This is a genomic window from Corynebacterium pseudopelargi (genome assembly GCF_003814005.1).
GTDB lineage: Bacteria > Actinomycetota > Actinomycetes > Mycobacteriales > Mycobacteriaceae > Corynebacterium > Corynebacterium pseudopelargi.
The window spans coordinates 703,701-726,222 of the sequence record NZ_CP033898.1; the positions used below are offsets into that span (position 1 = coordinate 703,701).

At 59.5% G+C, this 22,522-nt stretch carries 20 protein-coding genes and 3 tRNA genes; 13 read left to right on the forward strand and 10 right to left on the reverse strand.

All coding sequences use genetic code 11. The features are described 5' to 3' along the window. The first annotated feature begins 163 nt into the window (after nucleotides 1-163). Entirely contained in the window at nucleotides 164-2,059 is a 1,896-nt protein-coding gene (gene dnaG, locus CPPEL_RS03415) for a DNA primase (RefSeq protein ID WP_123959826.1), read from the forward strand. Between the two features lie 94 nt (nucleotides 2,060-2,153). Here dnaG and CPPEL_RS11325 read toward each other — a convergent pair whose 3' ends face one another. The 4 genes from CPPEL_RS11325 to CPPEL_RS03435 all read right to left on the reverse strand — a co-directional run bounded on the left by CPPEL_RS11325 (nucleotide 2,154) and on the right by CPPEL_RS03435 (nucleotide 5,133). Continuing rightward, complete coding sequence (locus CPPEL_RS11325; protein ID WP_123959827.1) at nucleotides 2,154-2,714, reverse strand: neocarzinostatin apoprotein domain-containing protein; 561 nt, start codon at nucleotides 2,712-2,714, stop codon at nucleotides 2,154-2,156. Nucleotides 2,715-2,855: 141 nt separating this feature from the next. Continuing rightward, nucleotides 2,856-3,098, reverse strand: a complete 243-nt coding sequence (locus CPPEL_RS03425) for a hypothetical protein (RefSeq protein ID WP_123959828.1) — start codon at nucleotides 3,096-3,098, stop codon at nucleotides 2,856-2,858. A 118-nt stretch (nucleotides 3,099-3,216) separates the two neighbouring features. After that, nucleotides 3,217-4,818 (reverse strand): MFS transporter, encoded by a 1,602-nt coding sequence (locus tag CPPEL_RS03430; RefSeq protein WP_342767985.1) that lies wholly within the window; start codon nucleotides 4,816-4,818, stop codon nucleotides 3,217-3,219. A gap of 241 nt (nucleotides 4,819-5,059) precedes the next feature. Then, a tRNA-Ile gene (locus tag CPPEL_RS03435) sits at nucleotides 5,060-5,133 on the reverse strand. Nucleotides 5,134-5,253: 120 nt separating this feature from the next. Between CPPEL_RS03435 and CPPEL_RS03440 the strand changes: the two genes are divergently transcribed. The 6 genes from CPPEL_RS03440 (at nucleotide 5,254) to CPPEL_RS03465 (ending at nucleotide 11,439) form a co-directional block, all read left to right on the forward strand. Beyond that, nucleotides 5,254-5,326: transfer RNA gene (locus CPPEL_RS03440), tRNA-Asn, on the forward strand. A 130-nt stretch (nucleotides 5,327-5,456) separates the two neighbouring features. Continuing rightward, on the forward strand, nucleotides 5,457-6,515 hold the full coding sequence (locus tag CPPEL_RS03445; RefSeq protein ID WP_123959829.1) for a pyridoxal-phosphate dependent enzyme: 1,059 nt from the start codon (nucleotides 5,457-5,459) through the stop codon (nucleotides 6,513-6,515). Then, nucleotides 6,512-9,241, forward strand: a complete 2,730-nt coding sequence (locus CPPEL_RS03450; RefSeq protein ID WP_123959830.1) for an FAD/NAD(P)-binding protein — start codon at nucleotides 6,512-6,514, stop codon at nucleotides 9,239-9,241. Before CPPEL_RS03445 ends, CPPEL_RS03450 begins: the two co-directional genes overlap by 4 nt. 19 nt (nucleotides 9,242-9,260) lie before the next feature. Continuing rightward, complete coding sequence (locus CPPEL_RS03455) at nucleotides 9,261-9,977, forward strand: trimeric intracellular cation channel family protein (protein WP_123959831.1); 717 nt, start codon at nucleotides 9,261-9,263, stop codon at nucleotides 9,975-9,977. Between the two features lie 67 nt (nucleotides 9,978-10,044). Next, nucleotides 10,045-10,854: a serine hydrolase domain-containing protein gene (locus CPPEL_RS03460; RefSeq protein WP_123959832.1), complete on the forward strand. Its 810-nt coding sequence runs from the start codon at nucleotides 10,045-10,047 to the stop codon at nucleotides 10,852-10,854. Nucleotides 10,855-11,121: 267 nt separating this feature from the next. Beyond that, the gene (locus CPPEL_RS03465) at nucleotides 11,122-11,439 is read left to right on the forward strand and encodes a hypothetical protein (protein ID WP_123959833.1); all 318 of its coding nucleotides are present in this window, start codon (nucleotides 11,122-11,124) and stop codon (nucleotides 11,437-11,439) included. 51 nt (nucleotides 11,440-11,490) lie between these two features. Here CPPEL_RS03465 and CPPEL_RS03470 read toward each other — a convergent pair whose 3' ends face one another. Together CPPEL_RS03470 and CPPEL_RS03475 are read right to left on the reverse strand one after the other, a co-directional pair. Further along, a complete protein-coding gene (locus CPPEL_RS03470) occupies nucleotides 11,491-12,288 on the reverse strand; it encodes an HAD-IIA family hydrolase (protein ID WP_123959834.1) in 798 nt (265 codons plus the stop codon). Continuing rightward, nucleotides 12,285-12,566 (reverse strand): acyl carrier protein, encoded by a 282-nt coding sequence (locus CPPEL_RS03475; RefSeq protein WP_123959835.1) that lies wholly within the window; start codon nucleotides 12,564-12,566, stop codon nucleotides 12,285-12,287. Before CPPEL_RS03475 ends, CPPEL_RS03470 begins: the two co-directional genes overlap by 4 nt. A gap of 57 nt (nucleotides 12,567-12,623) precedes the next feature. On the opposite strand from CPPEL_RS03475, the gene CPPEL_RS03480 reads away from it, so the two are divergent. Together CPPEL_RS03480 and CPPEL_RS03485 are read left to right on the forward strand one after the other, a co-directional pair. Then, nucleotides 12,624-13,583 (forward strand): alpha/beta fold hydrolase, encoded by a 960-nt coding sequence (locus CPPEL_RS03480; RefSeq protein ID WP_123959836.1) that lies wholly within the window; start codon nucleotides 12,624-12,626, stop codon nucleotides 13,581-13,583. 134 nt (nucleotides 13,584-13,717) lie between these two features. Next, the gene (locus CPPEL_RS03485) at nucleotides 13,718-14,932 is read left to right on the forward strand and encodes an HNH endonuclease signature motif containing protein (RefSeq protein ID WP_123959837.1); all 1,215 of its coding nucleotides are present in this window, start codon (nucleotides 13,718-13,720) and stop codon (nucleotides 14,930-14,932) included. Nucleotides 14,933-15,001: 69 nt separating this feature from the next. Here CPPEL_RS03485 and aceE read toward each other — a convergent pair whose 3' ends face one another. Next, nucleotides 15,002-17,734: a pyruvate dehydrogenase (acetyl-transferring), homodimeric type gene (gene aceE / locus CPPEL_RS03490; protein WP_123959838.1), complete on the reverse strand. Its 2,733-nt coding sequence runs from the start codon at nucleotides 17,732-17,734 to the stop codon at nucleotides 15,002-15,004. A 173-nt stretch (nucleotides 17,735-17,907) separates the two neighbouring features. Between aceE and CPPEL_RS03495 the strand changes: the two genes are divergently transcribed. The 4 genes from CPPEL_RS03495 (at nucleotide 17,908) to CPPEL_RS03510 (ending at nucleotide 20,420) form a co-directional block, all read left to right on the forward strand. Then, the gene (locus tag CPPEL_RS03495; RefSeq protein WP_123959839.1) at nucleotides 17,908-18,336 is read left to right on the forward strand and encodes a DUF3052 domain-containing protein; all 429 of its coding nucleotides are present in this window, start codon (nucleotides 17,908-17,910) and stop codon (nucleotides 18,334-18,336) included. A 61-nt stretch (nucleotides 18,337-18,397) separates the two neighbouring features. Beyond that, nucleotides 18,398-18,470: transfer RNA gene (locus CPPEL_RS03500), tRNA-Val, on the forward strand. Nucleotides 18,471-18,501: 31 nt separating this feature from the next. Then, the gene (cbiB, locus tag CPPEL_RS03505; RefSeq protein ID WP_123961205.1) at nucleotides 18,502-19,434 is read left to right on the forward strand and encodes an adenosylcobinamide-phosphate synthase CbiB; all 933 of its coding nucleotides are present in this window, start codon (nucleotides 18,502-18,504) and stop codon (nucleotides 19,432-19,434) included. Then, nucleotides 19,431-20,420, forward strand: a complete 990-nt coding sequence (locus CPPEL_RS03510; RefSeq protein WP_123959840.1) for a zinc-binding alcohol dehydrogenase family protein — start codon at nucleotides 19,431-19,433, stop codon at nucleotides 20,418-20,420. The genes cbiB and CPPEL_RS03510 overlap by 4 nt, the downstream gene beginning before the upstream one ends. Before the next feature lie 11 nt (nucleotides 20,421-20,431). Here the strand turns inward: CPPEL_RS03510 and CPPEL_RS03515 are convergent, their stop codons facing one another. Genes CPPEL_RS03515 through CPPEL_RS03525 form a run of 3 tightly spaced genes read right to left on the reverse strand, consistent with a single transcriptional unit; the run spans nucleotide 20,432 to nucleotide 22,488 of the window. Then, nucleotides 20,432-21,379: an SURF1 family cytochrome oxidase biogenesis protein gene (locus CPPEL_RS03515; RefSeq protein ID WP_123959841.1), complete on the reverse strand. Its 948-nt coding sequence runs from the start codon at nucleotides 21,377-21,379 to the stop codon at nucleotides 20,432-20,434. Beyond that, a complete protein-coding gene (locus tag CPPEL_RS03520; RefSeq protein WP_123959842.1) occupies nucleotides 21,366-21,857 on the reverse strand; it encodes a low molecular weight protein-tyrosine-phosphatase in 492 nt (163 codons plus the stop codon). Before CPPEL_RS03520 ends, CPPEL_RS03515 begins: the two co-directional genes overlap by 14 nt. After that, entirely contained in the window at nucleotides 21,841-22,488 is a 648-nt protein-coding gene (locus CPPEL_RS03525; RefSeq protein ID WP_123959843.1) for an HAD-IA family hydrolase, read from the reverse strand. The genes CPPEL_RS03520 and CPPEL_RS03525 overlap by 17 nt, the downstream gene beginning before the upstream one ends. Nucleotides 22,489-22,522: the final 34 nt, after the last annotated feature.

The window sequence follows — 22,522 nt, forward strand, 5'->3', positions numbered from 1 at the left end:
TCCACAACCTCGATCCGGAGTTCTCGGAACACCTTGGCCAAGAAGCAGGTGCCCTGCACTAATACCGCGCCGGTCGACTGTGGGCTGCGCAGAAAGCCCGGTAGTGGGGTAGAAGCAAAGCTCAAAACCTTCGTCGTTTGCCACGCCCGCTACGATGTGAGCTATGGCCAAAGGACTGATTCCGCAAAGCGATATCCAAGCGATTCGTGAGCGCACCCCGATCGAGGAGATCGTGGGTGAATATGTGGAATTAAAGCCCGCCGGCGCCGATTCTCTGAAGGGCTTAAGTCCGTTTAAAGACGAAAAGACGCCCTCGTTTCATGTGCGCCCGGCGCACGGCTACTACCACTGCTTTTCTTCGGATAAAGGCGGTGATGTGTTCAACTTTCTCATGGAAATGGAGCACCTCACCTTCCCAGAGGCCGTGGAGGCGTGCGCGGAAAAGATCGGCTACCGCATCAATTACCAAGGTGGTTCCACAGGGGCACGCCGCGAGGAGCCGGGTACGCGCAAGAGGCTTATCGACGCAAACCGCGCCGCCCATAAGTTCTACCGAGAACAACTCGAAACCCCGGAGGCGAAAACCGCCCGCGATTTCCTGCTCAAACGCGGTTTTTCCAAAGAGCACATCTACACCTTCGAGTGCGGTTATGCCCCAGACGGCTGGGACACCATGACCAAGCACCTGCTCAAGCAGGGGTTTAGCGTCAAAGAACTCGAAGCCGCAGGCCTTTCCACCATTGGTAGGCGAGGCCCGATCGATCGCTTCCACCGCCGGTTATTGTGGCCAATTAAAAATGTTTCCGGTGATGTGATTGGCTTTGGTGCACGCAAGCTCTTTGATGACGACAACCTGGGCAAATACATGAATACGCCCGAAACGTTGTTGTATAAGAAATCGAAGGTGCTTTTCGGCCTGGATCAAGCCAAAAAGGCCATTGCCTCAAGCCACCAGGCGGTGGTGGTGGAAGGCTATACCGATGTGATGGCCATGCATGCTGCCGGGGTGAAAACTGCGGTGGCTTCCTGCGGCACTGCCTTTGGCGAGGAACACCTGCAGGTGCTGCGGCGCTATCTCCTCGACGACTCCTACTTCGTCGGATCCCTGGTCTACACCTTCGACGGTGATGAGGCAGGCCAAAAAGCGGCGATGCGCGCCTATGAGGGCGGCCAAGAATTTACCGGCCAGTCCTATGTGGCTGTGGCTCCTGAAGGGATGGATCCTTGTGATCTCCGCCTTGAAAAAGGTGATGCCGCAGTCCGTGACCTGGTGGCCCGGCGCATCCCCATGTACGAGTTCATTATCCAGGCGCTCATCGATGGTTTCGATCTCGATAGCGCCGAGGGGCGTGTGCAGGCACTCAACCGCGCGGTGCCGGTGGTGGCGGGCATCCGTGACCAGGCTTTGAAATCCGAATACGCCCGCAGGCTCGCAGGCTGGGTCGGGTGGCCCGATCCTGCAGAAGTAATGCAGAAGGTGCGCCAAGAAGAACGCCGACCGAAAAAGCCGCAGCGCCCACGCGCACAGCGCTTTGATAGCAGCCAAAACGCGCCGACACGCAATGAGTCCATGCTGGTGTTGCCCAATCGCCGCGACCCGCGCCTGTGGCCGCAGCGCGAAGCGCTCAAGATCGCCCTTCAAGAACCTCGAGTAGCAAGCGACTACTTTGATGGTTTGCCTGAAGATGCCTTTGATAACGAGGCCTATGCCGCCGTGCGCCGCGCCATCGCAGCAGCGGGAGGCGCAGCCGAGCACCAACCAGGGCCTACCTGGATCGGTGCTGTGAATGATCAGATGCACGATATTGTGGGCAAAGCCTTGATCTCTGAGCTGGCTGTTGAGGCGCTCGATGGGGATGTAGAAGAGCTCAATGCCCATGTTGATCGCACCTTGACCAGGCTGCAGGAGCAGTTGGTGGGCAATCAGATTGCGGTGTTAAAAGGCCAGCTTCAACGCATGCGCCCTTCAGAAAAACCGGAGGAGTATCGGGCGATGTTCGCAGATCTGGTGGCGTTGGAAGAAGCCCGCCGCGAGCTGATCGATAGGGTGTTTCGTTAAATCCCAAGCCAGCGGTGCCCGCTATGGGCAAGCCCTGAAAATGCGACAACGCCGCCCCGTGATGTTGGGGGCGGCGTTGTTTATTGGTGCGTAATTAGCGAGCCTCGACAAAGACCGGAACTTCGGCGAGGGGGAAGTAGTCGTTGTCCTCGTCGGAGAAGACCTTGACCACGCAGTCGCGCTTGGTGCAGTCGACCTCTTCGCCGCTTTCAGCAACCGTCAGCGGAACAACGGCGGTGCCGGAGGGGGAGATCTCTACGTCCGCACCGTTTTTCACGTGCGGCTGTACGGCGCTATCGCCCTTGTCGCCGGTGCAGGCAGGCTGCTGGCCATCGGCGATGTTCTCGGAAGCACAGATAGCGGTGTAGTAGCCCTGGTCGGGGTTCAGGCCGGCGAGGTCAACGATGATTTCTTCGCCGTTTTTCAAGCCGGTGGTCTTGGAGGGCTTGAGGGTGACGGTGGTGACCAAGGTGGTGGGCTCGGAAGAGGTGGACTCTTCGGCGGAGGATTCGTTGGTCTTGGTCAGCTGCACCTCGGAGGCGGTCTCAACCTTGAGGTCGGAGTCCTTTTCGTTGGGAGGGGAGCAGGCGGCCAGGGCGATACCCGCGATGACGGCGGTGGCGGCGATGGCGGTAGAACGCTTCGGTTCGCGCATGAGGCTTCGGTACCTTTCGGTGAGAGTCTTATTCCAAGGATTCGGTGTACCAGTTTACGTGAGCTGGGTGCCATCTAAGGCCAGAATGCACCCTTTGAATGACCCGAAACGGGCAATTTGTAGCAGTTGGGTGCAGCCACGCTAATCGTGATCTGGTTCGAGCACCTGCGAGCCATCGACGGTGCGCAGATTCTTTACTTCCTTCATCCGCGGCTGTGGGTCGAGCTTGTTGGCGATCGTCTTGCGCGTGACCTGCACGGCCTTTTTGGTCACCGGCGATTTCACTGCGGCATTGGTGGCCTTTTTAATCTGGTCATAGCGTTTGCGCCCGGCTTTTGTGCCAAAGACGTATCCTGCTGCGGCTCCAACCACAAATTGGATCATTGGCTCCCTTTCTTCTGCTGCTAACTGCCCACACCTTACCCAATTGCGCCGGCCGTATGCATTTTCTTGCACGTAGTGAGCTTGTCGACGCCACCCGTGCTCACTCCACACGCCTCTTTTAGGCTTCAGCGTCCTGCTTGGCGTAGCGGCGCAGCACCAGTGCGGCCACTAACCCAAGGGCGAGGAAGACCACTGCTGCAAAGAGACTGACCTTGGTGGCCTGGGCAAAGGAGGTGATGAGGGGGTCGAGAATTTCTGGCGGCGTGTTGCTTGCCCGCATCTGAATCAGCGCGCTGCCGGCGCTTTCTTTCACGGCTTCGGTCATGGATGCTGCAGGACCTTGCACCTGAGCAAGATAATGGCTCAAGCTCACCGAAAGTACTGAGCCCATCAGTGCAGCACCCAGGGCGCTGCCGATTTGGCGCACCGCCGATTGGGTGGCAGAACCTTGGCCGGAGACCTTGGCTGGGATATCGCCAAGCACCACGCTGGTTAATTGGGCAGAGGCCAGGCCAAGGCCGATGCCATAGATGATCAAGGCGACGCAAATCAGCCAAATGGGCTGGTTTCTGCCCTCTTCTGCCGCAAGCTGCAAGGTGCCGAATACTTCAAGGCCAAGGCCTACAAGCACGGTGCCAGAAGCGCCGATGCGTGCGGCAATATGCCGAGCCATCGCACCGGAGAGGAATGCGCCAAGGGCCATGGCGGCAAGAACGAGGCCGGTGTCCATCACGCTTAATCCCATGGCGGATTGCAAGAACAAGGGCAGCACAAACACCAAGCCGAATTCGCCTACGGCCACCATCATTGCGGCGATATTGCCCCAGCTAAAGGTGGCGATGCTAAACATCGACACATCCAGCAACACGGGCTGCTGTGCTGCTGCGCGGCGCTTTTCCACCCACACGAATGCGCTTAAGGTAACGGCCGCGATGAGCAGCGAACAAAGGGCAAGAGAGATCCCCGGTGCGCTGAGTGTGAATAAGCCCAGGTGGACGTCGTCAAGCGGGCGAAGCCAACCCAGCTTCGGGCCTTCAATCACGCCGAAGACCAAGGTGGCAAAACCGATGACGGAGAGTACTAAGCCTGGAAGGTCAAAGCCCTTGCCATCGCGATCACCTGCGGTATTGGGCACCAGGAAGATCGCGCCAAGCAGTACGAGGGCGCATAGGGGGACGTTGACTAAAAAGATCCACTTCCACCCAAAGTGCTGGGTAATAAAACCACCGGCCAATGGCCCAAGGGCAGCCGCACCCGACATCACCGCACCCCACACCCCGAAGGCGGCGGCGCGGTCCTTGCCACGGAAGACGGCATTGACCGTCGATAGGGTCGAAGGCAGGATGAAAGCCCCGCCAATTCCTTGAAGGGCGCGCGCACCTAACAGCGCTGCCGTGCTTCCGGCCATACCCGCCAGCGCCGAGCCGAAACCGAATAACACCAAACCGATCACGAATGTTGTGCGGCGGCCAATGCGATCGCCTAAACGCCCGCAGGTCAGCAGCAGGGCGGCGAAAATAATGTTGTAGAGGCTATTGACCCACTGTGCGCTGGTGATGTCCATGTGTAGCGCATCGATAATCGTGGGCAGGGAAACGCCCACGATGGTGCCATCGAGCACGATCAGGGCGAGGCCGAAAGCAAGCACCAGCAGCATCCACCATTTATTGGGATGCTCTGGGCCTTGGTGCTGGGAATCGGAGTGGGTGGGAGTGTTCACTTCCTTGAGTGTTCTCCGTGGCAAGCGGCAAGTCATCACCTGATGGGTTGATTGCTTCATACTCCACCGGATTGGCGTGGGCACGTGGTGTGGGGATAGCCGATAGCGAAACGAACACCCCGCCATCAGGGGCTTGCGCTGCACATTGCGCTGCACATTGCGCTGGGAATTTCGCTGCACATTGCGCTGCGAATGCTGCTGAGAGCAACCCAGGATGTGGCCGATGATGGCGGGGTGGATGTGGGGCCAGCGGGGCTCGAACCCGCGACCAGCGGATTATGAGTCCGCGGCTCTAACCGACTGAGCTATAGCCCCACAGGGCATTATAGAGTGCTTCTTCTGCATTCAAGAATTGGGTTCAAACAGGGTGATGAGCAGGTGATTTGCCAGAAAAAACGCGGCGCTATATAGTTCTATTCCGTTGCGCAAGCACATTCCGCCATAGCTCAGTTGGCAGAGCATTCGACTGTTAATCGAAGGGTCACTGGTTCGAGCCCAGTTGGCGGAGCAGCAAAGAACACCCCAGATTTCATCTGGGGTGTTCTTGTATTTCCTGAATACAGGTGTGGGGCAGTAAGGCCTTAGAGCATTGCCAATTGCTTATATGTTTTTCTTGTGTAGGACTACACTTAGAAGCCATGTGCCAACCTGCACCGCAATCACCATCCACCCACGCTCCAGCGCCTTTGAACTCCTTAAACGAAGCCATCGGCGCAACCCCGTTGCTGCGCTGCTCGCGTTTAGAGCGCAGCATCTTTGATGGCCTCGCGCCAGGTGTGCGGGTGTGGGCAAAACTCGAACAATACAATCCCGGGGGATCGGCCAAAGATCGCACAGCTTTTGCGCTGGTAGAAGAAGCCCTCGACCAAGGCGTGATCGATCCGGACAAACCCGTCACGCTTGTAGAATCCAGCTCCGGCAACCTCGGCATGGCTCTTGCACGCCAGGCCATGCTGCGGGGTTGGGAGTTTCGTTGCGTTGTAGACCAGCGCACCAACGCCGCCACCGTCGCATCCATGCGAGCCCTCGGCGCCAAGGTGGAATTGGTCAAAGAACCTGATCCAGATACCGGCGACTGGCTCGCTGCGCGTAGGAAAAAGGTCGCTGAGCTCCTCGATCAACTGCCGGGTTCAATCAACCTCGATCAATACTCCAACCAGGCCGCCTTCCGTGCGCATGCCCGCACCATGGCAGAAATCGAAGCGCAAGTTGGCCGCGCACCCGATTGGCTCTTTGTGGCAATGAGCACCACCGGCACCATCGGCGGATGCCTGCGACACATCGAAGCCAGTGCTGCTGCAACGCGAGCAGTTGGTGTGGATGCCGAAGGCTCAGTGCTATTTGGAGGCGTGCGCGCCAACCGATTATTGCCAGGCTACGGCGCTGGGGTAGTGCCGGAGCTTTCTGCCCATGTGCGCCCCTTTGCGGTCTCGCGCATCGTCGATATCGATGCCGTGGTGGCAGCGCGCGTGCTTGCTCGTACCGAAGGGCTCATTCCCGGCGCATCCGGTGGCGCGGTGCTCGCCGCGGCCATGCGCTACGCGAAGCAATTCCAACAAGACCAAGACGTCGTGCTGCTCTTGCATGATGCTGGCTCAAACTACATGGACACCATCTACAACGACGCATGGGTCCAAGAACATCTGCATACCTCCCCAGCCGAGGTTGAAGCCCGAATCCAGGAGGCACTGGCATGAAACTAGCCATCATCGGCGGCGGCCCGCGCGCCCTATTCGCCCTAGAAGAACTGGCACAGGTGGTAGCTGAGACCGACCTTAACGCCAGCATCGAGGTCACCGTTTTCGAACCCGGCACCCCAGGTGCAGGTTGGGTGTATCGCGAAGAGCAATCCGCCCACTGGCGGCTCAACGCTCCTTCCTCCATTGTGCGCACCAACCTTGGCAACGCTGCCGAATACCTGGACACTAAGGAGGCGTTCCCGCCGCGTCGAAAAGTTGGCCAATTCCTCGCCGCCTCCTTCGAGCATCTCCTTGCCAATCTGCCCCCACAACTGCGCGTGCGCCACAGCAAAAAGCAGGTTGGCACCATTGAGCGCGGCGAGCAATGGCAAATCGAAGGAGAGCTTTTCGACGAAGTCCTGCTCACCACCGGCCATCAACATCATTGGGCCGGCGAATTACGCCAAGCACTGCACCCATACTTCGACTCACTCGAGAGCATTCCCGCCAATCAGCCGGTGCGTGTGCGCGGCGCGGCGCTGACCTTTATCGATGTCTGCCTGGAATTGAGCGAAGGCCGCGGCGGTCGCTTTGAAGGCGAGGGCTTACTTGAATACCACCCTTCAGGAAAAGAACCCTCCGCCATCATCCCCTTAAGCCGCTCCGGGCGTTTCATGGAGGTCAAACCCGCACCCGATAGCGCGCTTGCCGCACGGGTGCTGCCAGATCAGGAATTTCTTGAAGGGGAGATTGCTGCTGCGCGCGATATCGACACGATCAAAGCGATCCTTCGCCGCGCCGCAGCCAGCCTGCTTGCACACCCTGACGATGCCGCCATCGACGCTGTACTTGAAGGCCGTGATGATCACGGCGATGCAGTAGCGGCATTGCGAGACTCCTGCCAGGTAGCGCTCGGCTTGAAGGAGCCCTCGCCGGCTTGGGCTGTGGGGCATGCCTGGCGCACGCTTTATGCAGCGCTGATTGCCAGGGTGAGCTACTCCAAGCCCATCGAGGGCTTTGATGCCTTGGCGCGCACTTTGGAGCGGGTGGCTTTTGGGCCGCCGCCTATTACTGCCACGCGCGTGCTGGCACTGTGCGATGCCGGGATCGTTTCTGCCCCGGAGCGTCGCACATGCGATGAGGCAGATATTGATGCGGTGATTGCACCACCTGGGGTGCATCCTGCTTCGCTGGTAGCGCAGCTTATAAGCCTGGATGTGCTTGGTGTGGATGAGCAGACCAAGCAATTGCAATTAGGGCGCGCGGGGCAGTCGCTGCTTGATCCAACGGTGGCAGTGATCGGCCGCGATGCCGCCTCGGTGGTGCTTGGCCACGACACCTTGAATCGTGATCTGCACCCGGAGATCCGCAATTGGGCGCAGGCGGTGGCCGGCAGGGCCTTTGAGCGCAATATGTGTGCCACCGTGCCACTCGAGGCCCGGCTTGAGCCCTGGATGCTGAGCTTGCTTTCTTCACCCCAGAAGGTCCAGGAGATCGTCGATACCTACGACTCACCCACCAATGTGGTCTACCCCGATGTGCTTGAGCGCAATGCCGCCGAGCTCGTCGAAGCTGGCAAGGCCCACGGCGTGGATGTTCGTGTGTTTTTCGCCCGCAAAGCCAATAAGGCACTGGCCTTTGTTGATGCTGCCCGCGACCACGGCCACGGAGTGGATGTGGCCAGCGAACGCGAATTATCCCAGGTGCTCGCCCGAGGTGTGCCAGGTGAGCGCATCATCTTATCGGCTGCAGTCAAACCCGACCGGCTCCTGCGCCTGGCCATCGACCATGGCGTGTGTATCTCTGCTGATTCGCGCGAAGAAGCCAGGCGGATCGAAGCACTGGCCAACAACACCCCCGTGCGCATCGCACCACGCATCGCACCTGAACCCGAGGTGCTTATGCCCACCCGTTTCGGCGAGCGCGCCTCATTGTGGATCGAAGAAATGCAGCGCGGCTTCGCCTCCAACGTGCGCATCGCCGGTGTGCACCTGCACCTGCATGGCTATGCGGAGGCCGATCGCAGAAAAGCCCTTGCCTACGCCTTTGAGGTGATCGACGCCGCGCCCGGCCAGCCGGAATTCATTGACATCGGCGGCGGTATCCCGATGAGCTATTTGGATCACCCCAAACAGTGGCGCGAACTGCGCGAACGTCTGGGCACACCCGATTTCACCTGGAAACATGACCCGCTGGCTAACGTCTACCCCTTCTTCCAACGTCCGGTGCGCGGCCAGTGGCTCTCCGAGCTTCTCGACGCCGACGTTCCCGGCTATGGGCAAACCGCTGAAGCGTTCCGCTCGCGTGGCTTGCGCCTGCATGCCGAGCCTGGCCGCAGCCTGCTCGATGGCGGCGGAGTGATTCTGGCTAAGGTGGCCTTCATTAAACAGCGCAGTGATGGCTTGGATTTGGTAGGCCTTGAGATGAACCGCACCCAGTGCCGCACCACCAGCGATGATATTTTGCTCGACCCCATCCTGGTGCCCTGTGCACCAACGCGGGCCAATAGTGGCCTCGAAGCCTTTTTGGTGGGTGCGTATTGCATTGAAGATGAGGTGATTGTGCGCAGGAAGATGCGCTTTGAACACGGCGTGAGTGTCGGCGATGTGATCGCGATTCCCAATACCGCCGGGTATTTCATGCACATCCTCGAAAGCGCTTCCCACCAGATTCCTTTGGCCATGAATGTGGTGTACGACCCGGGTACAAAAGAGGTCCGCCTCGATGCCATTGATGCCCAATAGGTGAGCTAAGCTACGCGGAATGCACAATGTAGATCCCCACGTGCTCACGCTGTATGAGACGCTCGATCTTATCGGCGTGGTGCTCAATGGCATTATCGGCGGAACCATCGCACGTCAGCGCGATTTCGACCTGGTGGGATTTATTTTCCTTGCCCTGTTCTCCGCCCTCGGTGGCGGCATGCTCAGGGACGTGCTGATGGATCGCGGGACCGCTGCTGCCATTGCGAATTCCAATTACTTATTGCTGGCCATCGTCGGTGCCATCTTGGCGCTTTTATTCCATTTCGACGGCAAGCGCTGGGAGCTGTTTAAGGTCCATGCCGATGCAGTGATCCTGGGCGTGTGGGCGGTTACCGGTGCGGTCAAAGCCTTGACCTTTTCCATGCCGCTGACATCGGCGGTGTTGCTCGGTGTGCTGACTGCCGTTGGCGGTGGGATGATTCGCGACGTTGTCACAGGCCAAGTGCCCAGCATTTTCGGTGGCGGGCCACTGTATGCGGTGCCAGCGCTGGTGGCTGCTGTGACCATGGTGGTGTTTGCGCAGTTCGATTTGATCACCCTTGGCATGTTGCTTGCGGCCATGGCCGGGGCGGGGCTTGCCATTTTGGCGTATTGGAAGCATTGGATTTTGTTCCGCCCTTCGGATCTTCAGAAAATTTCGATGACGCCACGCCAACTCAACGCCCTAATTAAGCGCTCTGAGCGCAAGGGCTACCGCGAAGGCCGCGACGCTTAAGCCGGTGGGCACATTGCCCATCACTGGTGGCTGTGCGGATCTCACCCGGCGCCTAGACTGGCAAGCTATGAGCCTGCTTGCACCCTTTGAAGCGTTTCCTGTTGAGCATCTTGCTGCCGGAGTGATCACCGAAGGTAAGGAATACACCCTCGGTGATACAGACCGGGAATTTGAATTAGCCAGCGTGACCAAATTATTGGCCACCTATGGCTTCTTGCTGGCCTGCGAAGAAGAGGTCTTCACCCTCGATAGCCCCTGTGGGCCTGCCACCGTGAGGCACTTGCTTGCCCATGCATCCGGGGTGGGTTTCCGCAGCGATGACGCCACCCGCCCTGCAGAGCAGCGCCGCGTGTATTCCTCCTATGGCTTTGAGCTGCTGGCGCAGCAACTTGAGCAGGAAACACAGATGACGTTTGCCGAGTACCTCCATGAGGCGGTGTTTGTGCCTTTGGGCATGGATGCGACGGTGTTGTGGGGTTCGCCCGGCCATGAGGCGCGCTCCACCCTTAGCGATATGTTGCGCTTTGCCCATGAGCTGATCGATCCTCAGCTTTTACACCCAAGCACCTTGGAGCAGGCCTTTGAGGTGCAATTTCCCACCCTTGACGGGGTAGTGCCTGGCTATGGCATGCAAAAGCCCTGCCCCTGGGGTTTGGGTTTTGAAATCAAGGGCGAAAAATCTCCGCACTGGACGGGAGCGGAGATGCCTCAGGATACGGTTGGCCACTTCGGGCAATCGGGGACGTTTTTGTGGCTGGCGCCGAAGCAACGCCGAGCGGCGGTGATGTTAAGCGATCGCGACTTCGGCGCTTGGGCCAAGCCGCTGTGGCAAGAAACCAACGATGCGCTTTGGCAGTCCCTGCAGGAAGGCAAGTAACGCCACCGGGTTGAGCGTGAACCCCCGGTTTCGAGCTCAACTTTAACTTGAGTAAATGGGGGTGTGAAGTGTGCGTTGAGGGTTGTTGGTGGGGGTGAAGTTAAGTGAGAATCGTCGTGCATATCCAAGGTGCACGAGTGATCGTTGGGGAAGACGAACTCTCGTCTTCTCACCGTCATGTCCTCAAAAAAACAGCTACGCCCACACAGGCTGCCAGGCTGATGGATATGAAGGTGAGCCGCGCATACCTTTGGAGTACTACGAGCAGTGCACACCCAACAGCAGGTCGCGATTTTGCATATCGACGCCCTCCCATCCAGCCTGCGCCCAGCAGTCGAGACTTACCTGGTAAGCACGCTGCAAAGCGAAGCGATGCCAGCCCCACTGGGCACTGATCCCTTAGCGGCCACGTGGTGTACCCGCTGGGAACGCGCCGGGCATCGCCTGGTGCGATGCCGCCAAGTGCTCAACGGCCAACGCAGCGAGCTTGAGGCGCTCGAACAATGCCTGGCGGCAACACTGCCGCCCACGGCCACCTTTAAGATTGAGCGCCTGAGCTGCCTAGAGCCCTGCCCCATGCACTAGAGCGTCCACTAGGGCGTCCACCAGGGCGTGCACGGGGCGATTAGGGGGCGGCTAGTCCTGATAGGCACCATCGCCGAAGGGATCCAGGATCGAATCGGCAAGCTCAGCCACCGAATCAACCACCTTGGTTGGCCTGAAGGGGTAGCGCTCAATTTCACGATCATCAGAGATACCCGAACGCACCAACACCGTGCGCATACCGGCCTCCAAACCGCACCTGACGTCGGTGTCCATGCGGTCGCCAATCATCACGGTGTGCTCAGAGTGCGCCCCAATGTGATTCAGCGCGGAACGCATCATCACAGGATTCGGCTTGCCAATGTAATAGGGCTTTTGGCCAGTAGCCGCAGTAATCAGCGCAGCAACCGAACCCGTCGCCGGCAGCACACCCTGCGGGGCAGGGCCAGTCACATCAGGATTGGTGCCAATAAAACGAGCGCCATCGAGGATCAAGTTAATGGCCGTGGTAATCGCCTCAAAAGAGTACGTGCGCGTCTCACCGAGCACCACAAAATCGGGGTTGGAATCAGTCAAAATCCAGCCCTCACGATGCAGCTCAGTGGTCAAACCGGGCTCACCAACCACATAAGCGGTGCCCTGCTTGCCCTGCTTAGTCAGGAAATCAACGGTGGCCTTCGCCGAAGTCCAAATGCGCTCCGGCGGAATATCCAAACCCGTGCGATGCAAACGCGCCGAAAGATCGCGCTGGGTGTGAATGGAGTTGTTGGTCAACACCATGTAGTTGATGTCATTATCCTGCAGCCCCTTCAAGAATTTATCCGCACCGGGGATCATGTCCCCTTCCTTAATCAGGACCCCATCCATATCGGTGAGATAGGAAATACTCATGCCTTATCCTTCCTTAGCTTTTCGACGTCTCGCGCCACCGAGCCCAACGTTTCCCACTGGCAAGCCCGCTGCGCACCAACGCGCACACCGAACTCCTGCTCAATACGCACAACAAGCGCAATAAGCCCCAATGAGTCCACGCCAAGCCCCTTCAAGGAATCTTCGGCATCCGCATCGGCGGCGTCGACAAGCTTGGCGACGCGCTCGAGCGTACTCAGCTCAGTGTCCTCCGACTGCTCCTGGGCAAGCGCCGCGAGCTGTTCTTGAAGTGTGGCCATACACAACCTCCCTGGGTGATAACAATAAAAACAATACGCAGCGCTAGGATTTTTGGCATGTTCCTGCACGGATCCCACAACGCACAGCGCCGCCACGCCCTCCAACACGCCCAACGCGACACGATCCGGCGCAACAACTTCTTTAACGAACACCGCGAACACGAGGGCATCCACTACTACCTCGACGGGCCTGAAGACGCAGAAATCACCATCGTCTACATCCACGGCTTCACCCTCGCCGCAAAATCCTGGCACCTCCAAGTCGCCCACATCGGCGACCGCGCACGCCACCTACTCATCGACCTCCGCGGCCACGGCGAAACCGGCGAATACCCAATCGAAGACTGCAACATCGACAACGCCGCCGACGACATAGCCAAGATCTACCAACACGCAGGCATCACCGGCGACACCATCATCATCGGCCACAGCCTCGGCGGCATGGTCGCCCTCAACCTCCTACGCCGCTTCAAGAAAATCCGCCAAAACACCCGCAACTGCATCCTCGTCGCCACCGCCGTCGAATCCTTCGCCAGCCAAGGCTTCCCCCAAGTCCTCGCCCTACCGATCGTCGACAACATCCGCAACGCCGTCGAACTAGCCCCCAAACAAGTCCAAGCCTTCCGCGAAGACATCGCAGCACTCATCGCCCCCACCCTCGCAGCCACCGTCTTCGTCCACCCCACACCCGACAGCGTGATCAACTTCCACGCCCAAATGATCAACGACACCCCACTCAACACACTCGTCGGCTTCCTCGACGACCTCCAACACCACGCCGAAACCGAAGCCAAAACAGCACTCGGTGACCTGCCAGGGCTGGTGATTGTGGGGGAGAAGGACTTGGTCACGCCGCTGAGCCAAGCCGAAAAAATCCAGCAAATGTGGCCCACCGCCCCCCTTCAGGAAATTCCCGATGCCGGGCACATGATCATCCTCGAACAACCCTGGATCATCAACAAGGCACTCGACCACGCCCTGGTACAAATCAAAGGCGCAAATAGCTCACCGCGCTAGAAGTAGCAAGCCCACAGCCAAGATTGCTCAAGCTGTGGAAACATCAGTGCCCACAAGCACCACTATCCACAGGTTGAGCGCCGATCCCGGCCCAGCGCTTTGCCCAGGTCCTTTGCCTCCTTAGTGTGCGAACCATGGATCTCGAACGCGCACTTCGCTACTTAGCAAAGACCGGCATGCCGCTGGTCGACCTGGTGTATGAGCGCATCAACAACCGCGAATCACGCAAAGCCATCGGCCAAGACTATGGCATCCCCGCGCGCCGCATCGGCCAAATCCACCGCGTCGGCCGAGATCTCTTTGAAGGGGAGGGAGAACAGCTCGCCAACCGGCAGCACTGCGCCCGCATCGCCCGCGAGGCACAGATGAGCATCGACACGCTCATCACCATGAACAAGACCGTCAACCGCGTCAACGACAACGCAGCCCGCGAACCCTTACGCAAAGAGCTCTTCGAGTACGCGGTTGGCAAATCCTTTGAAGAGGTGGAGGCGCACGCAAAACTCCGCCTTCAGGAAATTAACGAGCGCCACCCACGCACCGCCCATGAGCAGCGCTGGCTGCGCATTTCGGGCAACCCCGATACCAATGGCATGCGCTTTATGCTGGCGCGCCTGAGTGACTCCGATGCGATGGCGCTGGCCAATGCGCTGGATCAAACGGCGCGTGAGCTGCAGCGAGAAGATGCGGGGCTGTCGCGTCAGCAAGCGATGGCGGATGCCCTTGTGGCTCGTGTGATGGGCGGGCAGGGGGCGTCGAAAAGCTCTGTGTTTCGAGAGCCTGTGCTGCTGGTGCCGTCGGATGGGTGCACGTATATGGGCAATGGGCTGCTGGCCACCAGCGATGGGGCGATCGTGCCGGCGCGCGAACACATGGATTCGCTGCTCTCCGAATTCGGCTACGCCACAATGTGGGCCCCAAATCTTGAAGGGGAGATGCAGCACGTCGACCTCTGGCGCACCCGGCGCACAGCCAACGACAAACAACGCATGATGATGGTCATCGACCAGCTCATCTGCGCCGACCCCGAATGCACCCACACCGCAATCACCAGCGAAGCCCACCACATCAAAGCCTGGAAAAACGGCGGCGACACCAACGTCAGCAACATGGTCATCGCCTGCCGACCCCACCACGCCCGCAACGACGACGACCGCGAACAAGCCATCTACGGCCACCTCACCCGCGACCCCGTCACAGGCCAAGCCTGCCGCCAGCTTGTCGACGAACACCGCAGTCGAAGATACAACCAATTCCCCCTCGCCCAATACAACGGAAGAAACTGGGTACTCAACCACGAACTACACACCAACAACCTCTTCAAGCTTCAAGAGCCACCCCCGCCTTAGGCGCAGCGCAGAAAAAACCCGCCCAGAGGAAACCTCTGAGCGGGCAGCAGGCCTGCGCTAAAAGAGCGCTTAGGCCTTGGTGGGGTCGGTGAGGTTGAACTTCTTAGCTGCTTGCTCAGCAACCTCGCGATCAATCTCCCCTTCAAGAACTAGCGCGTTCAGCGCAGCCACCGTCACCGATTCCGCATCGATGTTGAAGAAGCGGCGTGCGGCGGGACGCGTGTCCGAGAAACCGAAGCCATCGGCACCCAAAGAGGTGTAGCGGCCCGGTACGAAGCGACGTATCTGTTCTTGAAGGTCGGTGGCGAAGTCGGACACAGCGATGTAGGGGCCGGAGCCCTGCTTGAGCTGCTTGGTGGCAAACGCCTCTTCAGGCTTTTCGCCGGTGCGCAGCGCGGCTTGTTCCTTTTCGCGGCCTTCGCGAGCGAGCTCTACCCACGAGGTGACCGAGAAGATGTTGGCGTCAACATCGTATTCGGCGAGCAGCTCCTTGGCCTTGAGGGCCTGCTGCATGCCGATGCCAGAAGCCAGAAGGGAGACTTGGTGCTTGGCGTCGTCGGCTGCCTTGTCGTAGAGGTAGATGCCCTTGTGCAGGCCTTCGACGTCGAGGTCCTCGGGTTCTGCAGGCTGGTGCACCGGCTCGTTGTAGATGGTCAGGTAGTACATGACGTTTTCGCCACGTCCTGGCCCGTACATGCGGTCAATGCCTTCGTGGATCAGGTGAGCGAGCTCGTAGGCGAAGGCGGGGTCGTAGGAGACCACAGCGGGGTTGGTGGAGGCCAGGATCTGCGAGTGGCCGTCCATGTGCTGCAGACCTTCACCGGTGAGCGTGGTGCGACCGGCGGTGGCGCCGAGGATGAAGCCGCGTGCCATCTGGTCGCCAGCAGCCCAGAAGGAGTCGCCGGTGCGTTGGAAGCCGAACATCGAGTAGAAGATGTACAGCGGCACCATGGCTTCGCCGTGCGTGGCATAAGAGGTGCCCGCGGCGATAAACGATGCGGTGGAACCGGCCTCGTTGATGCCTTCGTGCATGATCTGGCCGTCTTTGGATTCGCGGTACGACAGCATGAGGTCGTGGTCGACAGGCACGTAGTTCTGGCCGTGCGGGTTGTAAATACCCATGGTCGGGAACCAGGAGTCCATGCCGAAGGTGCGAGCCTCATCGGGAATGATCGGCACAAAGCGCTTGCCCAGTTCCTTGTCGCGCATCAATTCCTTGAAGGTGCGGACAACGGCCATGGTGGTGGCGACTTCCTGCTTGCCGGAGCCCTTGCGGATGCTGCGCAGCTTGTCCAGCGGCGGCACTTCAAGCGGCGTGTAGCTTTCGCGGCGTTCGGGCAGGTAGCCACCGAGCTCTTTGCGACGTTCCTGAAGGTACTTGATCTCCTTCGAGTCTTGGCCGGGGTGGTAGTACGGCGGCAGGTAGGGGTCCTTTTCCAGCTCTTCGTCGCTGATCGGCACCCCTTGCTTATCCCTGAAGAGCTTGAGGTCTTCGAGGGTGAGCTTCTTCATCTGGTGGGTCGCGTTGCGGCCTTCGAAGTTATGGCCGAGGCCATAGCCCTTGATGGTGTGGGCAAGGATGACGGTGGGGCGGTCCTTGGTTTCGAGGGCGCGCTTGTAGGCGGCGTAGATCTTGCGGTAGTCGTGGCCGCCGCGGCGTAGGTTCCAGATTTCTTCGTCGGTCATGTCTTCGACGAGTTTGGCGGTGCGTGGGTCGCGGCCGAAGAAGTGTTCGCGGACGTAGGCGCCGTCGTTTGCTTTGAAGGTTTGGAAGTCGCCGTCTTTGGTGGTGTTCATGAGGTCCACCAGGGCGCCTTCTTTGTCTGCTTCAAAGAGTTTGGCCCATTCGCGGCCCCATACGACCTTGATCACGGACCAGCCTGCGCCCCTGAAGAAGGATTCGAGTTCCTGGATGATCTTGGTGTTGCCGCGAACTGGGCCGTCGAGACGCTGCAGGTTGCAGTTGATCACGAAGGTGAGGTTGTCCAGGTTGTGCAGTGCGGCCATTTGGATGAGGCCGCGGGATTCGGGCTCGTCCATTTCGCCGTCGCCGAGGAATGCCCAGACGTGTTGGTCTGAGGTGTCTTTGATGCCGCGGTTGTGCAGGTAGCGGTTGAACTTGGCCTGGTAGATCGCGTCCATTGGGCCAAGGCCCATGGAGACAGTGGGGAATTCCCAGAATTCTGGCATGCCCTTGGGGTGCGGGTAGCTGGGAAGTCCGCCTTGTTCGCGGGAGACTTCTTGGCGGAAGCCGTCGAGGTCGTCTTCAGAAAGTCGGCCTTCCATGAAGGCGCGTGCGTACATGCCGGGGGAGGCGTGACCTTGGAAGAAGATGTGGTCGCCGCCACCTGGGTGGTCTTTTCCTCTGAAGAAGTGGTTGTAGCCGACTTCATAGAGTGGCGCTGCGCCTGCGTAGGTGGAGATGTGTCCACCGACGCCGATGCCGGGTCGTTGGGCGCGGTGAACCATGATGGCTGCGTTCCAGCGGATCCAGCGGCGGTAGCGCTTTTCAATTTCCTCGTCGCCGGGGAAGTCGGGTTCCATCGTGGTGGGGATGGTGTTGACGTAGTCGGTCGAGGTGAGCGATGGCAGGGGCACGCGTTTGGCTGATGCGCGTTCGAGTAGGCGCAGCATCAAGAATCGTGCGCGGTCGATGCTCGACTCTTCAAGTAATCCGTCGAGCGATTCGAGCCATTCGCGGGTTTCTTCTGGGTCGGCGTCGTTGAGATACGAGGCGACGCCGTCGCGGATTAGGGCAAAGTTTGTGTCCTCAGGGTGCTTTTCCGTCTTGGGATCAGCCATTCCACACCTCCATAAGTGAAGCTTTCAGGTCGACGACGGGGTGGTTGTCGACACGCATATGTTCCCAGAATACGTGTGAGAAAGCGCTTCGTGTTCGCCCGGTCGGAAGTTTTATGCGGTTTCTTTCGTGAAAGACGGTAAAACCACGGCTGACCATGTAATGTTCATTAGCGATGAACGTCAAAGAATCCAAGGAGAACTATTCTGGGGCAGAGATTGCCCAACTGCTCGGCCTTTCTGAAGGGCTGACGGTTCAGGAAATCGGCTGGGACGAGGACGCCGATTCGTCGATAAGCGAAGCCATCGAGGACTTCATCGGCTCTGAATTACTTGAAGAGGACACCGATGAGGCATGCGACCTGGTGTTGCTTTGGTGGCGCAGCGAGGACGGCGATCTCGGCGATGGGCTTGTCGACGCCCAGCGTTCCCTCGCCGACAACGGCCGAATCTGGTTGCTCACGCCCGGCACCGGGAAACCGGGTGCCCTCGAACCCGGCGAAATTTCTGAAGCGGCGCAGCAGGCTGGTTTCGTGCAAACCAAGGCCGAACGTCTCGGTAATTGGCAGGGCTCTTGCCTAGTCCAAGCTGGGGTTAAGCACTAAGTTTTGTCTTTGGCGCTTGGTGGGCTAAACTTCCCTGAGTCGCCAAGTTATGGCGAAGTTAGCGCCTTTAGCTCAGCTGGGAGAGCAGCTGGTTTACACCCAGCAGGTCGGCGGTTCGAGCCCGTCAGGGCGCACATGTCATTGAGGCAGCCGGTGCACAACGTAATGTTGCACCGGCTGCTTTTTTCTTGCTCGAATATCCTCCCCGGCGTGCTTCTCGACAGGCTGATCGCCGACCCCGGCGGCAGCGCCCACCCCGTCGCCATCTTTGGCACTTATGCCAATTTCTTAAAGGAGAGGATGTGGGCTGACTCAAAGCTGCGCGGCGCCGCCTTCTGGCTAGCTGCGGTCACCCCGCCGGTTGCGGCCACCACCTTCTTTTGGCGTCGATGGCCACGAAGCACGAATGCCGCGGTGTTGGCGTTTTGCTTAGGTGGCACCACCTTGGAGCGCACGGGTTTGAAGGTGGCTGCTGATCTATCTCGAGGTGACGTGGAGGCTGCGCGCCGCTGGGTGCCGTGGCTGTGCTCGCGCGACCCGGAGCGCCTGGACGCCGACGGCATTGCCCGTGCCACGGTGGAGTCGCTGGCCGAAAACGTCTCAGATGCCGTGGTGGCCTCCTTGTGCTGGTCTGCGGTGGGCGCACCGGCGGTGGTGCTGCACCGCGCAGCGAACACACTGGACGCAATGGTGGGGTATCGCAATGAGCGCTATGCCAACTTTGGGTGGGCTAGCGCCAAGCTTGACGACGCCCTGGCCTTCATTCCCGCGCGCCTTAGCGCAGCCACCTTCGTCCTCCTCGCCTCCTTCAAGAAAAGAGGCGGTGCTGCGCTCCACGCATGGAAGCACGACGCCCCCTCACACCCCAGCCCCAACGCCGGCCCTGTCGAGGCCACGGCCGCGGCAGCCTTGGGTGTGCAACTCGGCGGCGCCACCGAATATGCCCACGGTGTGGAGATGCGCCCAGTTTTGGGTACGGGGCGTGCTCCAGGACCGAACGATGTGAAGGCTGCGGTGCGTCTGATTCGCCGGGCGCAGCTTGTGGCGGCTGCTGCGGCCGTCGTCGTTGGCGCTTGTGTGGCACGATCGGGTGCATGAAGGCTATTGGATATGTAGAAAATTTGCCCATCTCCAGCCCGGATGCGTTGGTGGAGCGCGAGGTGGAAAAGCCTGCGTGCGGCCCTCGTGATGTGCTCATTCGCGTTGAGGCTGTGGGCGTGAACCCTATCGACGCCAAGCAGCGCAAAACTGTTGATCCTGAAGGGTTTCGTGTGTTGGGCTACGACGCCGCCGGCCGCGTGGAGGCTGTGGGCGAGGAGGTCACCCGTTTTGCACCTGGCGACGCAGTGATCGCCATCGGCACGCTCTCACGCCAGGGCACCAACGCCGAATGCTTCGCCATCGACGAGCGCATGGCCGCAAAGCTTGAAGGGGAGAATTTCGCCGAGGCAGCCGCCCTGCCGCTGACCTTCATCACCGCCTGGGAAAGCCTTTTTGAGCGCCTCATGCTCAACGAGGACTCTCAAGGCACCCTGCTGATGATCGGCGCCACCGGTGGCGTTGGCCTGGCTGCCCTGCAGCTTCTGCGCCTTCGTTGCCCCAAGGTGGATGTGATCGCCACTGCTTCAGACGAATCGCGCGCCCGCCTGGTGCGCGACTTGGGTGCCACGTTCGTGGTGAACCATTGCGACTCTTTGCTGGAGCAGGTGCTCGCTGATTTTCCTGAAGGGGTGGATTGGGTGTTTACTGCCCATTCCCAGGGTCAGGAGGACGTGCTGGCTTCCATCACCCGCCCCTTCGGCCACATTGTTGGCATTGATGTTGGCCCGGATTCGATTGCGCCGTTGAAGGCTAAGTCGATTGCGTGGCATTGGGAGTCGATGTTTACGAAGTCGCTTTTCGACGTCGCGCTTGAATCTCAAGGTGCGATTCTTGATGAGGTATCGCGTTTGTATTCCCGCGGCGAGATCCGCCCTGTGATTGCTGAGCAGCTCAGCCCGATTAGCGTGCAGACTTTAAGTGCTGCCCAAGAGCGCATGGAAGCCGGCCACGAACTGGGAAAGATCGTTGTGACCGGCTGGTAGTGGCGGCGGGTTTAGAAGTTGTCTCGCCGTCGGTCGAAGCCTCGTTGCTGCCCGGCGGCGGGGTGTTTGGTGCCGTAGCGTGAGCGTTGGGGCGCTGCTGGGCCATCGGGGGCTTGTTCGCTTACCTGCGTGGCTTGAGGCTGCGTTGGCGCTGGTGAATCTGTGTTGTTCGTTGCGCTGCTTGCCGACGCCATCGCTGCTTCTTCTTCACGCACGCGTTTGCGCTCGCGTATTTCGGAGTAGACGAAGTATCCAAGCCCAAGGGGTGCCATGATGCCGAATGCGATCCATTGGAACCCATAGGACAAGTGGTTGCCGCGGTCTTGCTTGGGAATGGGGATGGGCTGGAGTACTCCGGGCTCATCACTGGATAACTGCAGGTAGTCCTGAGCAAGAGGTGTGTCGCTGATTTTGCTGATTTGCTCAGTGTTGATCCCGTAGACCTGCTGGTAGCCGTCTGCTTGCATGGGCTCTTTATCGGGGGTGCGCTCATTGGCGCGGGCATGGGCTACGAGCGTGACATTTCCTGAAGGGGGAGTGGGGATGTTGGGCGCCTCCCCGGCGCTGGTTGGCTCAAAGCCCCGATTCACTAACACCACCGGCCCGTGATCGATTTGGAATGGCACGAGCGATTGGTAGGAAGGCCCGGATTCTACGGGGCGCATGCGCAGGAGCACTTCTTTGTCGGGGAGGTAGTGTCCGTCGATGCGCACGCGGCGCCATTCTTGGTCGTTGGTGATGTGGCCTTGGGTGTTGAAGACGTTTTGGTAGTTGGTGGGTTCTTCTTCAAAGGCTGCGTCGACGTGTTCGTTGCGGTTGACGATGTCGCGGTCTTTTCCTAGTTGCCAGGGTGATAGCACGGTGAAGGCGAGGTAGGAAAAGGCGATGACGAGCACGGTGGTGATGACCCAGCCGGGGGTGAGAAAGACTTTCCAGCCGGAGCGTTTAGTGCTGCTCACTGAGCTGCTCCTTGATCCAGGTGATGATGCCGGGGGTGGCGTCGAGGATCTGGTCGCGCGCGGTGCGGAAGTCTTCGGCGTCGCCGTAGTAGGGGTCTTCTACGTCGAGGGTGTCGGCCTGTGGGTCGAAGCTGCGTAGCAGGCGGATGCGTTCTTTGGGGTAGCCGAGTTGTTGGAGGGCTTTTTCGTGTCCTTGGTCTAGGGCGATGAGTAGGTCGGCGTCTTCGGCTTCTTGGCCGATTTGTTGGGCGCGGTGTTTGGTGCCGTCGTAGCCTTTTTGGCGTAGTGCTTGGATGGCGCGCCGGTCGGCTCCTTGGCCGATGTGCCATCCGCCGGTGCCGCAGGAGCTGACGGTGACGTGATCGGCTAGGTTTTCGGCCTCGACGGCGTCTTGCAGGATGACGTCTGCCATGGGTGAGCGGCAGATATTGCCGGTGCAGACGAACACCACTGATAGTTGCTCAGTTGAAGAAGCCATGAATTTTTTCCTCCAAGGTGGTTATATCGCCAGCGTAGTCAAAGGCTTGGTCCCATTCTGCTGGTTCGCCATGGCCCCAGCCTACGAGGATGGTGGGGATGGCAAAATGTGCTGCGCCTTCGGTGTCGTGGGTTCGATCGCCGATCATCAGCGTTGGGGTGGTTGCTGGGTCGGCGTCGAGGGTGTCGAGCACGTGTTGGATGACTGCCTGTTTGCCTTGGCGGCCTCCTTCGACGTCGGCGCCGCCGATGAAGTGGAAGTGTTGGGCAACGCCTAGGTGTTCGAGGGTGCGTGCGGCAAGTTCTTGGTTTTTGCTGGTGGCGGTGCACAGGGTGTAGCCGTTTTGGCGCAGTTTTGGCAGCAGTGTGTCCCATCCGGGAAACAGTGTCGCGTTGTGCCATCCGTGTTCGCGGTAGTCGGCGCGGAAGGCGGCGAGGCCTTGGGTTGCTGTTTCGTGGTCGAGGCCGAGGTCTCGGAGTGTGTCGTAGATTTGCGGGCCGGGCACTTTGCGTAGCCTGTCTTCTTCAGGAATTGGTTGCTCGATGGCTTCAAGCGCGGTGATGAAACTCGCGCGTATTCCTGGGTAGGAGTTCACGATGGTTCCGTCTACGTCGATAAGCAAAATAGGCACGGCTTTTAGTCTTACATTTTTTCTTTCGGCGATT

What these genes read in the sequence shown, in the direction of transcription:
- dnaG (WP_123959826.1), top strand. Translation starts at nt 164, where the DNA reads ATGGCCAAAGGACTGATTCCGCAAAGCGATATCCAAGCGATTCGTGAG.
- CPPEL_RS11325 (WP_123959827.1), bottom strand. Translation starts at nt 2,714, where the DNA reads ATGCGCGAACCGAAGCGTTCTACCGCCATCGCCGCCACCGCCGTCATC.
- CPPEL_RS03425 (WP_123959828.1), bottom strand. Translation starts at nt 3,098, where the DNA reads ATGATCCAATTTGTGGTTGGAGCCGCAGCAGGATACGTCTTTGGCACA.
- CPPEL_RS03445 (WP_123959829.1), top strand. Translation starts at nt 5,457, where the DNA reads ATGTGCCAACCTGCACCGCAATCACCATCCACCCACGCTCCAGCGCCT.
- CPPEL_RS03450 (WP_123959830.1), top strand. Translation starts at nt 6,512, where the DNA reads ATGAAACTAGCCATCATCGGCGGCGGCCCGCGCGCCCTATTCGCCCTA.
- CPPEL_RS03455 (WP_123959831.1), top strand. Translation starts at nt 9,261, where the DNA reads ATGCACAATGTAGATCCCCACGTGCTCACGCTGTATGAGACGCTCGAT.
- CPPEL_RS03460 (WP_123959832.1), top strand. Translation starts at nt 10,045, where the DNA reads ATGAGCCTGCTTGCACCCTTTGAAGCGTTTCCTGTTGAGCATCTTGCT.
- CPPEL_RS03470 (WP_123959834.1), bottom strand. Translation starts at nt 12,288, where the DNA reads ATGAGTATTTCCTATCTCACCGATATGGATGGGGTCCTGATTAAGGAA.
- CPPEL_RS03475 (WP_123959835.1), bottom strand. Translation starts at nt 12,566, where the DNA reads ATGGCCACACTTCAAGAACAGCTCGCGGCGCTTGCCCAGGAGCAGTCG.
- CPPEL_RS03480 (WP_123959836.1), top strand. Translation starts at nt 12,624, where the DNA reads ATGTTCCTGCACGGATCCCACAACGCACAGCGCCGCCACGCCCTCCAA.
- CPPEL_RS03485 (WP_123959837.1), top strand. Translation starts at nt 13,718, where the DNA reads ATGGATCTCGAACGCGCACTTCGCTACTTAGCAAAGACCGGCATGCCG.
- aceE (WP_123959838.1), bottom strand. Translation starts at nt 17,734, where the DNA reads ATGGCTGATCCCAAGACGGAAAAGCACCCTGAGGACACAAACTTTGCC.
- CPPEL_RS03495 (WP_123959839.1), top strand. Translation starts at nt 17,908, where the DNA reads ATGAACGTCAAAGAATCCAAGGAGAACTATTCTGGGGCAGAGATTGCC.
- cbiB (WP_123961205.1), top strand. Translation starts at nt 18,502, where the DNA reads ATGTTGCACCGGCTGCTTTTTTCTTGCTCGAATATCCTCCCCGGCGTG.
- CPPEL_RS03510 (WP_123959840.1), top strand. Translation starts at nt 19,431, where the DNA reads ATGAAGGCTATTGGATATGTAGAAAATTTGCCCATCTCCAGCCCGGAT.
- CPPEL_RS03520 (WP_123959842.1), bottom strand. Translation starts at nt 21,857, where the DNA reads ATGGCTTCTTCAACTGAGCAACTATCAGTGGTGTTCGTCTGCACCGGC.